The organism is Bacillus sp. JZ34, from assembly GCF_053903205.1.
On sequence record NZ_CP096403.1, the window covers coordinates 2810120 to 2823375 of the forward strand.

16 protein-coding genes and 1 pseudogene are annotated in these 13256 nt (G+C 40.7%); 8 read left to right on the top strand and 9 right to left on the bottom strand.

From position 1 onward, the window contains the following. Nucleotides 1–69: 69 nt before the first annotated feature. Nucleotides 70–384, bottom strand: coding sequence for a hypothetical protein (locus M1D90_RS14170; RefSeq protein WP_075213209.1), 315 nt, complete (start codon nucleotides 382–384; stop codon nucleotides 70–72). Between the two features lie 526 nt (nucleotides 385–910). Then, nucleotides 911–1111 (bottom strand): annotated as a pseudogene (locus M1D90_RS14175) (DUF1433 domain-containing protein); the annotation flags it as partial. On the opposite strand from M1D90_RS14175, the gene M1D90_RS14180 reads away from it, so the two are divergent. From M1D90_RS14180 to M1D90_RS14215, 8 genes are all read left to right on the top strand, one after another. Next, on the top strand, nucleotides 1109–2527 hold the full coding sequence (locus M1D90_RS14180) for a lipase (protein WP_456283504.1): 1419 nt from the start codon (nucleotides 1109–1111) through the stop codon (nucleotides 2525–2527). The pseudogene M1D90_RS14175 and the gene M1D90_RS14180 sit on opposite strands and share 3 nt — an antisense overlap. Before the next feature lie 11 nt (nucleotides 2528–2538). Continuing rightward, nucleotides 2539–2871 carry a hypothetical protein gene (locus tag M1D90_RS14185; protein ID WP_020451163.1) on the top strand — a complete coding sequence of 111 codons (333 nt, stop codon included), beginning with the start codon at nucleotides 2539–2541 and terminating at the stop codon, nucleotides 2869–2871. Nucleotides 2872–3426: 555 nt separating this feature from the next. Next, complete coding sequence (locus M1D90_RS14190; protein ID WP_456282836.1) at nucleotides 3427–3909, top strand: DUF2975 domain-containing protein; 483 nt, start codon at nucleotides 3427–3429, stop codon at nucleotides 3907–3909. 10 nt (nucleotides 3910–3919) lie between these two features. After that, nucleotides 3920–4141 carry a helix-turn-helix domain-containing protein gene (locus tag M1D90_RS14195; RefSeq protein WP_020451161.1) on the top strand — a complete coding sequence of 74 codons (222 nt, stop codon included), beginning with the start codon at nucleotides 3920–3922 and terminating at the stop codon, nucleotides 4139–4141. 110 nt (nucleotides 4142–4251) lie between these two features. Next, nucleotides 4252–5043, top strand: coding sequence for a DUF817 domain-containing protein (locus M1D90_RS14200; protein ID WP_023857306.1), 792 nt, complete (start codon nucleotides 4252–4254; stop codon nucleotides 5041–5043). 375 nt (nucleotides 5044–5418) lie between these two features. Next, nucleotides 5419–5928 carry a DinB family protein gene (locus M1D90_RS14205; RefSeq protein WP_095290342.1) on the top strand — a complete coding sequence of 170 codons (510 nt, stop codon included), beginning with the start codon at nucleotides 5419–5421 and terminating at the stop codon, nucleotides 5926–5928. A gap of 122 nt (nucleotides 5929–6050) precedes the next feature. Further along, nucleotides 6051–6215 (top strand): DUF3967 domain-containing protein, encoded by a 165-nt coding sequence (locus M1D90_RS14210; protein WP_224066980.1) that lies wholly within the window; start codon nucleotides 6051–6053, stop codon nucleotides 6213–6215. Nucleotides 6216–6808: 593 nt separating this feature from the next. After that, a complete protein-coding gene (locus M1D90_RS14215) occupies nucleotides 6809–6982 on the top strand; it encodes a hypothetical protein (protein ID WP_149169434.1) in 174 nt (57 codons plus the stop codon). A 250-nt stretch (nucleotides 6983–7232) separates the two neighbouring features. Here M1D90_RS14215 and M1D90_RS14220 read toward each other — a convergent pair whose 3' ends face one another. The 7 genes from M1D90_RS14220 to queC all read right to left on the bottom strand — a co-directional run bounded on the left by M1D90_RS14220 (nucleotide 7233) and on the right by queC (nucleotide 13152). Further along, a complete protein-coding gene (locus M1D90_RS14220) occupies nucleotides 7233–7769 on the bottom strand; it encodes a hypothetical protein (protein WP_216920456.1) in 537 nt (178 codons plus the stop codon). A 349-nt stretch (nucleotides 7770–8118) separates the two neighbouring features. Beyond that, a complete protein-coding gene (locus M1D90_RS14225) occupies nucleotides 8119–9096 on the bottom strand; it encodes a tyrosine-type recombinase/integrase (protein WP_095240287.1) in 978 nt (325 codons plus the stop codon). 8 nt (nucleotides 9097–9104) lie between these two features. Further along, entirely contained in the window at nucleotides 9105–10163 is a 1059-nt protein-coding gene (locus M1D90_RS14230) for a tyrosine-type recombinase/integrase (protein WP_149169432.1), read from the bottom strand. Nucleotides 10164–10806: 643 nt separating this feature from the next. Next, nucleotides 10807–11304, bottom strand: coding sequence for a preQ(1) synthase (queF, locus tag M1D90_RS14235; RefSeq protein WP_009328607.1), 498 nt, complete (start codon nucleotides 11302–11304; stop codon nucleotides 10807–10809). 21 nt (nucleotides 11305–11325) lie between these two features. Further along, on the bottom strand, nucleotides 11326–12057 hold the full coding sequence (queE, locus tag M1D90_RS14240) for a 7-carboxy-7-deazaguanine synthase QueE (RefSeq protein WP_035338861.1): 732 nt from the start codon (nucleotides 12055–12057) through the stop codon (nucleotides 11326–11328). Continuing rightward, on the bottom strand, nucleotides 12050–12490 hold the full coding sequence (queD, locus tag M1D90_RS14245; protein ID WP_023857309.1) for a 6-carboxytetrahydropterin synthase QueD: 441 nt from the start codon (nucleotides 12488–12490) through the stop codon (nucleotides 12050–12052). The genes queE and queD overlap by 8 nt, the downstream gene beginning before the upstream one ends. Nucleotides 12491–12492: 2 nt before the next feature. Then, nucleotides 12493–13152 (bottom strand): 7-cyano-7-deazaguanine synthase QueC, encoded by a 660-nt coding sequence (queC, locus tag M1D90_RS14250; protein WP_075213206.1) that lies wholly within the window; start codon nucleotides 13150–13152, stop codon nucleotides 12493–12495. Nucleotides 13153–13256 lie beyond the last annotated feature (104 nt).

Here is a 13256-nt window from a genome sequence, read left to right on the forward strand (position 1 = left end):
GAATTCACCTTTCGTTTATTACACTTCACACCAAACTCCGTAACAAATTATAATAAAGTGTTTTACAGCTTATCCTATTTCATCATGCTCGTTGTCTTCCCATCTTAAAAATGCCCAAAACTGTAATTTATCCATTTTTAAAGGAAACTTATGATTGATATACTCTTCTTCACAGTCCTTAATATGTGGAAAGTCAGCAAGTACCTCTGTACAAGCTACGCTCAGCATTTCTATTTCATCGTCTGTCGGTTCCCCGTTAAAATAGCCTTTCCAGTATAACGTTTCATTTTCTAACTTGACTGCGAGTCCCCTTAATTTGTATGGAATTGCCCCCAATAAAGCGTAATGGCAACTGATGATTAAATTATTCAATGCCGAATCCATATTTTCAATATTCACCTCAGTATATTAAGCTTTTTCTAAAGTATACCCTTCCTCACAAGATTGAGCTGAGCTAAATCGTTCCGGCTATTCATGGGAACGTTGTAGAAGTAAGGAAAAAGGTTCACTCATTTTAAAAGGGTTTTTTAATATCCGCAATCTTTTCTTTTATGGCGTACCCAAAACATTTATGACGGACTAATATCGACATCCTCATTAGGGAAATATCACGACAGGTTCATCAAAAATTAATATAGATTTCTCAGGGATCTGAGTTTAACGGGCACCGTTTATTTGGCTCCTCAGTCATTCGCTAACTTTCTCGTAATTCTCTTCGAAAATCTCTTTTTCCACCGGGTAAAGCTCACCCTTCATGCGTGTAACGATGTAATGCTTTACGGTAGGTTTAAAACAAATACTAGAAATGATATCACAACATTATTTATTATCAGGGGTAATAAAACTGATTAGTTAAACAAACGTGAGATAAAAATAGAAAAAAGCCCGCTCAATCGAGTCGGACCTTTTATTAATAATCGCAAATTTTATCTTTACATTCGGGCTTTCTTTCAGCATCGACTGTGAAGGACCCTACTTCGTCATTTGACTTATCATAAATACCCCATATTTTCTTTTGCTTATCACCATTTAGATACCCTTTAATATCAATTCCGCCCATTGGGTTCACTTCGTAGTCATCAGAATAATCAATTGACTTAATGTCCTCATAAGCGATATTCCTAATGTAACAGATAAGGATTATTATTTTCTTAGCCAAAACACATATAGTAGCAATAAAATGAAAGAAGCTTTCAAGGATAGAACACCTATAGAGAGTAAATCAAATAAGGCTTATTACGTTGATAAAATTAAAAGGGACTCTGACACCGGACTCGACGCGTATGTATTTGTTCAAGCGAAGAAAAAGGACGGTAAATGGGTTAAACCTGACACACCAAAAAACGTCGTCGTAGCCTTCGCGGGAACAGATCCTAAGAACCAATTCTTCCAAGATGTTATTGACGCTGACGGCGGGAACGTTGTAATGGGAATTGACCCGAAAAAGAAGGAACACTACATAGTCGAAAAAGATGCGAAAGATACTTCTAAAACACTCGGAAAATATAACGGAACTCCGACACAAGACTCGATGCTTAGCACCGGTAACTACAAGTTAATTACGAAAACGTCCCAAATCGGGCAAGCTGACAATCTGGTGCGGGAAGTTAAACAAAAGTATAAAGGCACCTCGACGGTCATTTCAACAACCGGACATTCTCTCGGCGGCGCAGAGGCTGAATACAGTGCGGTCAACAATAATGTCTATGCCGTAGCGTTTAACAGCCCTTCAATCGTCCACCTACACTCTGCGGAGCAGCAAAAAAAAATTAATAACGGTGAATATGACCGATCCATAAAATCGATTATCAACCCGGATGATATGGTCGGGGCCGGCTGGTGGAACGAGTATGACCGGCACAACGGTACGACAATTTATACGAAGGACCCTGAATTATCAAATGCGGTGCGCGAGGCGAGAATGCAGGGCGATGTATTCCAACAAATCGGGCAAAACGCTGGGTATTTCTTTCAGACCGCAATCTTAGGAATGCCTGATACGCATTGGGTCGGAAGTAATAACTTCACCTTCGACGAAAACGGCAACGTTCAAAATATAGAGGGCGATGAGCTCGTTTATGACAAAAATTTAAAAGCGATGCTCCCACCGGAAGTTGCATCCGGAAGTGGCACAATTAAAGTAACACCCGCAGTTGCCAAACAGCTCGCGCAAAAAGTAAATGTGATGATCAACGATCTGCGGACGATGAAACGCGAAGCCGAAAACGCTTATCAGGAACACGACGCTGCGATCAACGACCTGAAACACGATACCTACCGTCAAGTCGGCCACGGTTTATACGACAAGCTGACACTCGAAGATGTAAACAATACGCTGAAAAACCTGGCGCAGTCGTTTGATAAAAAAGGCAATCCGCTCTTTTACGATGTTCATGCCGAAAAAGCGTACATCGCCTCATTACAAAATACGATTTCAGATTTAGAAGACATCAGCAGGTACCTTGCTCAGATCGCAAAAGATTTTAAATCAAAAGATAAAATGCTGGCAAACTGGCTTAAGCTTTAGGAGATGACATAATGGAAAATTTCAATAAACTAGCCTCACTCAACAACTTAAACGGTGATCAAGAAGATACGCTCCTCATACGGCGCAATCAGCTTCAAATGCTGAAAACGGGCATGAGGGTATCAGCCGCAACGAAGCTTGAAGGCATTAAAACGACACTAAGACCGAAGTTTAAGATAGACGATATACAAAAAGAAATGAACAGCGTCTATTCATCGCTTCTCTACAGCTTTGAAGGAAAAGCGCAAGAGGCGCTTGCTCAACGAATCAGCCAAAGCGCCCAGCAGCTTATTAACACGGAGCAGGACGGAGAAAGTTTTGTGAATGGATTTAAGACGAGATGAAGGCGCCTTAATTGGCGTCTTATTTTTATTTAAATCTAACAACATTCTCTTTTCTGTTTTCACCACACTAATCGTCTTCGGTCTTCACCTCAAATAACTCCTCGACTTCAACCCGAGTCTTCACGTTATGGGCAAAGACATGCCAATCGGAAGCTGTTTTATTGTCTCCTTGTTGACACATATTCCTTTATGGTACGTTTGAGCTTTTTCACCCTAGGATTTATTTGACGATATGGTTCTGCTGAGTTCCGGTTAACTATCGCATAACCAGCGTTTTTCAATCCATTGACTGTCTCGAACCTGCGTTCATATAAGCTATCGTTCGAAAGACGCTTTAAGCTTGATCTTTTCGTTTGGCGGAAGCCGCAAAGGTCCAAAAGAGGTGATGTATACTCCGCTGACGTATTTCTTTGCATAGCTTTATAAACGCTTGTCTAAAATCAAAAAGATATCATACCATAACAACAATAAAATCACCTTTATCAATAATTTTTTATTGTAAAACGATAAATAATGTGTTAAATTCAAATCGACAAAATAAGTGAGGTGCTCTTTATGAAACGTGGATCAACACTCTTTTTAAAGATAGCTGTTATTCTTATTGGAATCCCAGTTCTTGCTTTGTGCATATTTTTCGTGCCGAAGATAGCGAATTTTGCAGCTGATTTGTATCCAGATATTTCTTATCTGAAATATCTCGTTTATATCGATTTGTATGCAGCGGCGATACCTTTTTACTTTGCTCTGTATCAAGCCTGTAAACTTTTAAGCTATATTGACCACAATAAAGCTTTCTCGAAATTGTCTGTACGGGCTTTAAAGAATATAAAATACTGTGCAATCACCATCAGTATTTTATTAGCGGCAGGCATGCCGCTCTTCTATCTCATCGCGGAGATGGACGACGCTCCTGGCATCATACTAATCGGACTGGTCCTTATTTTTGCTTCAATGGTTATCGCCGTCTTTGCTGCTGTTCTCCAAAGGCTATTGCAAGAAGCGATTGATATAAAATCAGAAAATGATTTAACAGTCTGAGGTGAAAACAATGGCAATTATTATCAATATTGACGTGATGCTTGCTAAAAGAAAAATGAGCGTAACGGAACTTTCTGAGAGGGTTGGAATCACAATGGCGAATCTTTCTATATTAAAAAACGGAAAGGCAAAGGCTATTCGATTATCAACTTTAGAGGCGATTTGCAAGGCTTTAGAATGTCAACCCGGAGATATTTTGGAATACCGAAGTGATGAAGACACTCATGATTAAAAATTTAGCCTATTCGGCGGTGATCTTATGCGCATACCCGTAAATCTGTTTAGCTGCAATACTAAGCTGGCCTCGCATATATTCAGAAAAAAACTTCGGAGGCACACATGATGAGAGCACTTAATCAACTCGTTCGTTTTGGTTGGGAGCAGTCCTTGTCATGTTTATTTCCTGTCGTTATTTTTGCCTCTTTGGCAATTACACAAATCATTCCTCTTCCCTTCCTGCCGCGGTATGACTGGCTGCTCATCATCTGCCTTCTCATGCAGTGGTGGATGGTGTATTCCGGGCTTGAAACACGGGATGAACTAAAGGTGATCACATTGTTCCACCTTATTGGACTAGCTCTTGAACTTTTCAAGGTGCAAATGGGCTCCTGGTCTTATCCAGAGGAAGGTTATTCCAAAATCTTTGGAGTGCCTTTATATAGCGGCTTTATGTATGCAAGTGTCGCCAGTTATCTTTGCCAGGCGTGGAGGAGGCTTAAGGTTGAACTGGTTAAGTGGCCGCCGTTTTTCGTCGTTGTACCTCTTGCCGCTGCGATTTATTTGAATTTTTTCCTCCATCATTATTGGATTGACGTCCGCTTTTGGTTATCTGGACTTGTAGTAATTGTCTTTTGGAAATCATGGGTCATATACGAGGTTAATGGAATTCGTTACCGTATGCCGCTCGCACTTTCTTTTGTGCTCATCGGATTTTTTATATGGATAGCCGAAAATATCGCAACGTTTTTTGGAGCCTGGACATATCCAAACCAAACCAGCGCGTGGAGTCTCGTTCATCTAGGAAAAGTGAGTTCATGGCTCTTACTAGTGATTGTCAGCTTTCTAATCGTGGCCACGTTAAAACTGGTTAAGGAGAAAGATTCCACTAGAGTTGATGCCGGTCAATTTTTATAACTCTTTATTTTAAAGGGTATCAAGGAGCTTATGACGCCATAGTTGGCGTCTATTTTTAGTATTCGCAATCTTGGTCTCTGCATTCTTTTTGCATAACTGCAACAAGCTCATTATCTTATTATTTCTCGGGATGTATATACCGTCATGTTTTCTTCAATGATTTTCCATATGTATTTTCGCAGTTTTAAACTCTTCAATTTCTTCATTTTATCGGTCGCACTTGGCTATGTATCATTATTATGTATCTTTTCCCCCTCAAAATAGAGCGCCTTGATTTGCCTGCATTAAAGTTCGATTAAATCAAGCATTAATGATGGTACACATTTGTGTATAATTAGAAGAATATTTTGATATGTTTTAAGGGGTGGGATAGTGATGGAAAAACACGAATATGATTGGGTGAAACAAACAAGACAGATTTTACTAGACCAGTGTAAAGTATTGAATAAAAATGATTTTACAAAAGAGTTTGGATTTGGTTTTCAAAGTATAAGAGATTCTTTAGTTCATGTGGCTGGTTGTTATCATGCTTGGCTGGGTTCTTTTGTGCTTTCAAAAACAACTTCACCACTCATAACAAAGGAAGCACTCCATAATATGCAGATAGAAGATATTCAACGTTATTTTCAACAGGCTGATATATATGTGGATACTGTGTTTGAACAATTCACTGAGAAATTTGATGATTTTATCGAAAAAGAGCCTTCTTGGAAAGCGGGCAGTGGAATCGTAAAAAAAACACCACACCAATTACTAGTCCATTCTATTACGCATGAGTTTCATCATAAGGGGCAAATTGTAGCAATGTTACGGTTGCTTGGTTATATTCCTAATAATACAGATATTTTGGGACTGCCTGAAAAAGAATTTTCTATAGATCAATAATAGATAACAACTGCGTATCTGTTACGTTCAGGCCACTGTGTGGACTAAAAGATATGCTGGACGGCCTGAATATAGATCACGCCTTATCTCAATTTGTCAAACAACAAGAGGAATTCAATAAAATGATGCTGGAACGCATTGAACTTTTTGAGAAACGGCAGAAGGAAAGAGACGAAATGCTGATGAAATCCCTTCGTGAATCCCAGGAAACTCAAAAAATGCTGGGCGCCGTTCGCAAGAAAAAGTGGTGGCAATTCTGGAAATGTTCTTCCTTGTTTATTGAATGAACTAGTGAAAATATGGGGTGAAACTTTAAAACAAAAAAGTGATAATAAGAGAAAAACTCTCATAATGGAAGGATAACTATCTGAATGAAATTAAAGAAGTTAACAAATTTACCTCGGATATCTATAATAATTCCTTTCACACTCGTGATAACAGCGTCTTTAATTTTTTCTAAAAGCTTTTTCAATAATAAAGAAATACAAACTCTCTCTCAAAATTGCTTTAATTCAGGAGGGAATCCCACTGTAGAATTAGGGACTCTTAATTTAGATTATTCATTCGAATGTATAAAATAAAAGTTAAAACGCGCGACAAGGGATTGCGCAAGGAAGACAGTGCGCTGCTTCTTTCGACATAGACGGCCAGAGTATGCCGGCGTTATGGAGTTTATGCCTTAGGATGCGCGGCGGAAGCTACACGCTGAGAGAAAAGACGTCGAAGAAACGGAGAAGTACGTTTATATTGAGCCGGTTGGGTGCCGCGTCAAACACCGGGTCAAGACTGAAAACGGATTACTGCGGATTCCTTCGTTCCATGAATGGCGTTGAATTGAATGCACTATTGCCGCATTCTAATAGTTGGAGGGTGAGGCCGAATGGTTTACGAAACAAAAGGATACGACATAACGATTATATACGACTACAAGGAATATCCGGATGTTCATTATGGCCGCTGCGACAACTGTGATTATACGCTGTTTAAAAGCTCGGTGAAGGACGGAATTTTCCTTCGGGAGTGCCGCAGATGCGGTATGAAGAAGAGTATATGACGTAACGGGACCTTTTCCTGTGTTGGAAATAGTTTGGATTATATGCTATAATAAGTTAACAACTAAATAAAATTCAAGCAAGAAAGGATAGTCACAATGGGTGCATTATACTTATCGCTGTATTTTATTGGTGGCTTAACTTTGTCCGGCTTAATTACGGTTTACGGTTTGAAAAAACTTTTTAAAAGTCTTCAAGAGCTAGAGCTTATCAAAAAATAAGAGGGCAGTTTTACCGCCCTCTTATTTTTTTTTACCAATGCCCTGTTATTTTACATGCTTCTTTTATGCTTTTATGTTTTTTACCGAGGGCGTGGCATGCTTTATAAGCGCCATATTCATACATATCAGAAATAAATTGTTGAGCTAAAGTTACTCCGCAAAGTGTGACAAATACCGCGTACATAGCAGCAGTCAATTTTTCCTTAAAACCGGCAATCTCGAAAGTTGTAGTTTTTTCTTTTTTCGCTTGCTCCTTAGCTTGAGGCACTTCTTTTAACGTCTTTTCAATTTGTTGGCTTGAACTACTTTTTACAAATTCTTTTAAATTAGTAATTTCAATAGCATTTAGACCGAAGTCTTGAGCTACTTTAGTGTCGACTTCATAACCAGAACCCTTTTTCACAATAGAGTTCTCCAAAGCGTCTAAAATAGATATGTACTTATCCTTTTCAACACTTAATGTCCCCTTACTTGAAGCAAAAGCATAGCTAACTGACGGCATTGTAAAAGCTAAAAACAACACAAAACTTAAAACGGTCGCGACAATGCTCACTACTCTCTTACTCAAAACAAAAGCCCCCTTTCTATTATTTGTAACTTTATTCTAAACTAGAATACGATGATTTTCAACATTATTTCCCTTATTTTATAATTTTTGCTATTAATATATAATTGTTAAATGATTCATTTTCATGACTAGGCAGAATTTATTCTGGTCATTACTTTCACTTTTTACACACGCAAGTAACAGAGGAATTGAAAACTAATAAAGGCGCCATAATTGGCGCCCTCTTTTCGTTCATCTACGGCTTCTTCACGTTAAACATCGCAAGCAACGTCTTGTCAGGCGTCTTGGACTGTCGATAAAACACGTTAGGATTAAACGTGTAGCGTTCCGGCTCGCCACCGACCTTTATTCACAAAAACCTCCGCAAACTCTCGGCCACTTCATTCTTATCTAAATATAAATATTTAGTCGTTACCGAAAGATCACTATGTCCCAGCGCTCTTGAAATGTCAGTTAAATTTGCGCCTTTTTCAAGCAAGGATTTCGCAAAGCCCCTTCTTAATGCGTGCGGATTTATATTCTTTAATCCGTACTCACGCGCATACCTGTTCAACCGTTTTTGAATATTGTTATTCGACGGCCCTGTTGCTATTTGATTGCCGTACTTTGTTAAAAAAACAAATTTATTGTCCTTCTTATATGCTCGGCGGATTTCGGCGTTTTTATTCACCAGTACAGAGAGAAGTTGAGCGAGAGTCTCATCAAAGGGCAGTAGTAAAGGTTCTCGATTTTTAACGATTTCACCACTTAACCGAAGTAATTCTCCATTAAAATCGACATGTTCTTCTTTTAAGTTTGCGAGCGTCCCTACACGCATACCTGTTTTATACATAAGAAGCAATGCTGTCGCATCACGTAGCTGTACAAAGTCGGTTAAATCTAATAACGAAAGTAAGATTTTGATTTCCTGATCCGTCGCCCCCTCTTTAACTTTATTGTCGACCTTCACCTTTACGTTCTTCCAAAACTTCGATTCGAACCATCCATTATCGAAACAACGCGATAAAAATGCTTTGAGACATTTCAAACGCGTGAGCCTTGTTTGTGCACTGACATCCATGTTTCCAAGCCATGAATGAATCGACTTATATGTAATTTCATGTAGATATGTTAATTCTTCTGATTCCTTAAAATGTGATACATGAAGATGGTAATCGCTAATTGTCCGCTCCCTATTCCCGCTTACTTCCATCTGTCGGAGAATAATTGTAAGTGCTTTTTCAATTGTAATTTGCTTTGGGTTTGGCGATGCCGAGATATTATTAAACATTCCAGAGAGATCAGGAAGACTTTCTTCTACCGAGAAAATTTTTTTCTTTTGAGTCACGATATTTCCTACCTTCCGTATTTTCTTTTTGTCTTCCTTGGCTTATTTAACCCATCTACCACTTGGTTTATTAGCGAATATTCACTCTGTTGCCTTGCGAGGGATTCTAATGACAGATGAGTATATCGTAATACCATACGTAAATCTTTATGGCCGATGATCGTCTGGAGGTGCCTAAGATCCCCTCCTGCCTGCAAAAACATGCTCGCCGCGGTGTGTCTAAATAAATGCGGATGGACTCTTTTATTTATTCCTGCCTGATGAGCGTAATCCGCAAGCCGTTTTCTAAAATTGTCGGTCGTTAGTCTTGTCCCTTCCTCCGTAATGAAGACATACTTGCTAGGCTTAAATCGCGTATTTCTTAACAATAACTTTTTAAGCAGCTGCATTGTATTTTTATCTAATGGAATCATACGGCCTTTTCTCGTTTTTGTTTTTTGAGCTTCAAGAATAATGTAGCTCAACTCAAAATTTATATTTTCGATCTCTAAAGTGGCGATTTCTCCGATTCTACACATAGAGTTAATTAAACACATCATAACCACGTAATCTCTAAACTCAGAGAACTTTCGCTTATTCGGTGTTTTTAAAAGCTGCTTCATCTCCTCTACAGATAATATTTGAATTATAGGTTCCGGCTGCTTGACTTTATTTATTTTTTGAAATGGATTTTCCGAAATCATATTTTCCTTTATACAGAAAGTAAAAACTGCTCTCATAGTTTTCAGGTGGTCATTTGCATATTTCGGAGAACACCCTGGAGTTTTCACACTTTCCGGTTTATAACGGTGTCCCTTAAACGTTTTCTTCTCGTGCAGTATATAGGTCATGTACTGCCTCGCAAACTCGACATCTATAGATTCAACATTGGTGGACAGTCCTTTAATTTCCGCGAATTCTTCCACACTCTCACAAACCCGGCGATAGCGATCAATTGTTTCTTTCGTAAGTCCTTCAGACATTTTTACGTTACAAATTTGTTTACACACATCAGACAGAGTCTTACTTTCGTATGTATTTTTCTCACTATGTTTAATCGCCGGTCTTCGTCTCCCCCGCATATACATCTCATCCCCTCCTCATTGTCAGAATAACTGAATTATTTAGTCACTTCAAGTGAAAACCGAAAAATAACTCTTTTAAAACGAGAATAAAGCAGTATTTTTCACGAATAAACGAACGAAACAAGACGAATAACTGGCGAAAATTAACGAAACCCGAACGAAAGAGATCGCGAAGTTGGCGACGAACTAGCGAACGAAGACGTTAACGAGGCGAATGGCGAAGATATCCCTTTCACTCTTCGATTAACGAATCGAATCTTGTCTCGTATAGGCGGTCTAGCATCCGGTCAAGCACGCCGTTGTAGTAGCCGGCCAGATTCCGAATATGCTTTCGTTTCGTTCCGATGAACGTTTGACGTACCGCATATAGGCCGATTTCTTCCAGCGTCTCGGAATCATAGACGCCTTTTAAAAACGACGTATGCGCAAGGTAAATACCGTAGGAACGTTCTACATGAAAAAAAAATAGACGTGCGTAATTGCACGTCTAGGTCACAAACATTTCTATCCCCTCGACCATTATTTCTATACAAAATACCGTATTTTCACGGGTCACACTTCGCTATTTTCGGGTCACACCCGAGTCACACTTTTACTGTCACTCCAGTCACACATCGATCACAAACCCTCACTTCTCCTGCACCTCTTACCGATTATCAATCGTTTCCGGATACAAATCATGATTCATCATCCGATACTCGGCCATTTTTTCATACTTTGTGCCGGGCTTGCCGTAGTTGGTGTACGGGTCGATCGAGATTCCGCCTCTCGGGGTGAATTTGCCCCAGACTTCGATGTAGCGCGGGTCCATCAGCTCAATTAAATCGTTCATGATGATGTTCATGCAGTCTTCGTGAAAATCGCCGTGATTTCGGAAACTGAAGAGATACAGTTTCAAAGACTTGCTTTCTACCATTTTTTTATCAGGGATGTAGCTGATATAGATCGTGGCAAAATCGGGCTGTCCGGTTTTCGGGCACAGGGATGTGAATTCAGGGCAGTTGAATTTCACGAAATAGTCCCTGTTTTCGTGTTTATTCGGGAAAGACTCAAGCACTTCCGGAGAATAGTCAAACAAATAATTGGTGCCTTGATTTCCAAGAAGGGTTACGCCTTCGAGTTCTGAATCTTTTCTTGTGGTCATCATTCATCTTCCTTTCTTCAATCAAACGCCTCGTTTGTTACCCCAGATCAGGGTGTGGAGCTGCGGGAGAACGCGGACGCGGTTCAATTCAGGGTCGCGCGTGACCGCTTCTACCAGCTGTTCATACTTTTGAAGCAGCCGTTCGACGAGCCGCTCTTGGTCTTCTGTATGAACGTCGTCATTTCCGACTTGGAGAAAGAACGGGACATCAGGATAACGCTGGTGAACTTGCTTTGCAAATTGAAGGTCTTCCGCCGTGAATATGACGACCTTCAAACTTGCCGCTTCCGCCCGGCCGTGCTCTTTCAGTTTTTCAACAATATGATCAAGCTTGTTAAAATCGGTTTTCATATTGGAGCTCGGCGGCTTTGGCGAAATTGTTAAATCATCGATTCCGGCAAACCAGTCTTGATAAAACGTCCCTTGCGTCTCAAGCGCTGTCCGTATACCGTTTTCTTTTAAAAGGGAAATCAGTCCGTCCAGCTGTTTTAAAAGCGCCGGGTTGCCTCCTGAAATCGTAACGTGCGAGAAGGCGTTTCCGCCGATGTCTTTAAGAGATTCGTATACTTCTTCAGCGGTCATCCATTTGATGTCTTTTTTCGCCGAACCGTCCCAGGTAAAAGCTGAATCGCACCAGCTGCACGAATAGTCGCAGCCGGCTGTTCTGACAAACATCGTTTTTTGCCCGATGACCATCCCCTCTCCCTGAACCGTCGGACCGAAAATTTCAAGTACGGGAATCGGCTTAGCCATTGTGAACACCCGGTTTCGGACGGTAGACGACATAGCTTGTCGGCGTTTCCCTGACAAACACCTGAACGCAATGCGGACGGTTTTTGAGATCTTTCAAATAAGCCTCTGTTTTATCGTAAATCGTTTTCGCCACCACTTCTGTCGAAGGGATCCGATCCGCGCTTTCACCCGAAAATTCCTGATGGTCATTTAAAAGCGTATGATCGTATTCCCCGTGGATCAATTTTTTAATGGTGCTGAAGTTGACAAGGAATCCTGATTCATTCAATTCATCCCCGGCAATCGTGATATTGATTGTATACGTATGGCCGTGGACTCTGCTGCATGCGCCCGCATCCTCTCTCGGAATAAAATGCGCGGCTGACATCTGCATATCTTTATTTAGTTCAAAAGAGTAAGGATGGCTTGGTTGCGGGTAAATTTGTGTAAGCACTGTTAAGCTCGCTCCTTTTTCATTTTCATATATTCATTGTAGCCATTCGCCCGAAGTTTGCAGGCCGGGCATTCGCCGCAGCCGTCGGCAATGATTCCGTTGTAGCACGTCAGCGTCTCGTTTTTCACGAAATCAAGCGCATCAAGCTCATCGGCGAGCTCCCACGTTTCCGCCTTGTTCAGCCACATCAGCGGCGTGTGGATGACAAACGGGCGCTCCATCGCCAAGTTGACAGTGACATTGCAGGATTTGACGAACTCATCCCGGCAATCCGGATAGCCGCTGAAATCCGTCTCGCATACACCTGTTATGATGTGCCGCGCGCTGACCTGGTAGGCGAGGATCGAAGCGAACGATAAAAACACGAGGTTGCGTCCCGGAACAAAAGTGGACGGAAGTTCGCCTTCTTTCGCCTCAATCTCGATATCATCCCTTGTCAAAGCATTCGGCGCGAGCTGATTTAACAGTTCCATATCAAGAAGGTGATGCTTGACGCCAAGCTTTTCAGCGATCTTTTTCGCGACTTCGATTTCCTCTCGGTGCCGCTGATTATATTGGAAGGTGACCGCTTCCACCTCCTGAAATTGCCGAAGCGCCCACAAAAGGCAAGTCGTACTGTCCTGACCGCCGCTGAATACGACGATCGCTTTTTCCTGTTTCATAATTCCTCCTTCTCCGCTTTCCGTCAGTATTTCATAAAAGAAGAGATTCACTGATATCTAAACGAAAAAACACCTTTCTCTGTGAGAAAAGTGTTCTAGCAAAA

Coding starts and splice junctions, on each gene's coding strand:
- M1D90_RS14170 (WP_075213209.1), bottom strand. CDS start 384: ATGGATTCGGCATTGAATAATTTAATCATCAGTTGCCATTACGCTTTA.
- M1D90_RS14210 (WP_224066980.1), top strand. CDS start 6,051: ATGATGCTGGAACGCATTGAACTTTTTGAGAAACGGCAGAAGGAAAGA.
- M1D90_RS14190 (WP_456282836.1), top strand. CDS start 3,427: ATGAAACGTGGATCAACACTCTTTTTAAAGATAGCTGTTATTCTTATT.
- M1D90_RS14205 (WP_095290342.1), top strand. CDS start 5,419: ATGGAAAAACACGAATATGATTGGGTGAAACAAACAAGACAGATTTTA.
- M1D90_RS14185 (WP_020451163.1), top strand. CDS start 2,539: ATGGAAAATTTCAATAAACTAGCCTCACTCAACAACTTAAACGGTGAT.
- queC (WP_075213206.1), bottom strand. CDS start 13,152: ATGAAACAGGAAAAAGCGATCGTCGTATTCAGCGGCGGTCAGGACAGT.
- queF (WP_009328607.1), bottom strand. CDS start 11,304: ATGACCACAAGAAAAGATTCAGAACTCGAAGGCGTAACCCTTCTTGGA.
- M1D90_RS14195 (WP_020451161.1), top strand. CDS start 3,920: ATGGCAATTATTATCAATATTGACGTGATGCTTGCTAAAAGAAAAATG.
- M1D90_RS14215 (WP_149169434.1), top strand. CDS start 6,809: ATGGTTTACGAAACAAAAGGATACGACATAACGATTATATACGACTAC.
- M1D90_RS14200 (WP_023857306.1), top strand. CDS start 4,252: ATGAGAGCACTTAATCAACTCGTTCGTTTTGGTTGGGAGCAGTCCTTG.
- M1D90_RS14230 (WP_149169432.1), bottom strand. CDS start 10,163: ATGTATATGCGGGGGAGACGAAGACCGGCGATTAAACATAGTGAGAAA.
- queE (WP_035338861.1), bottom strand. CDS start 12,057: ATGGCTAAGCCGATTCCCGTACTTGAAATTTTCGGTCCGACGGTTCAG.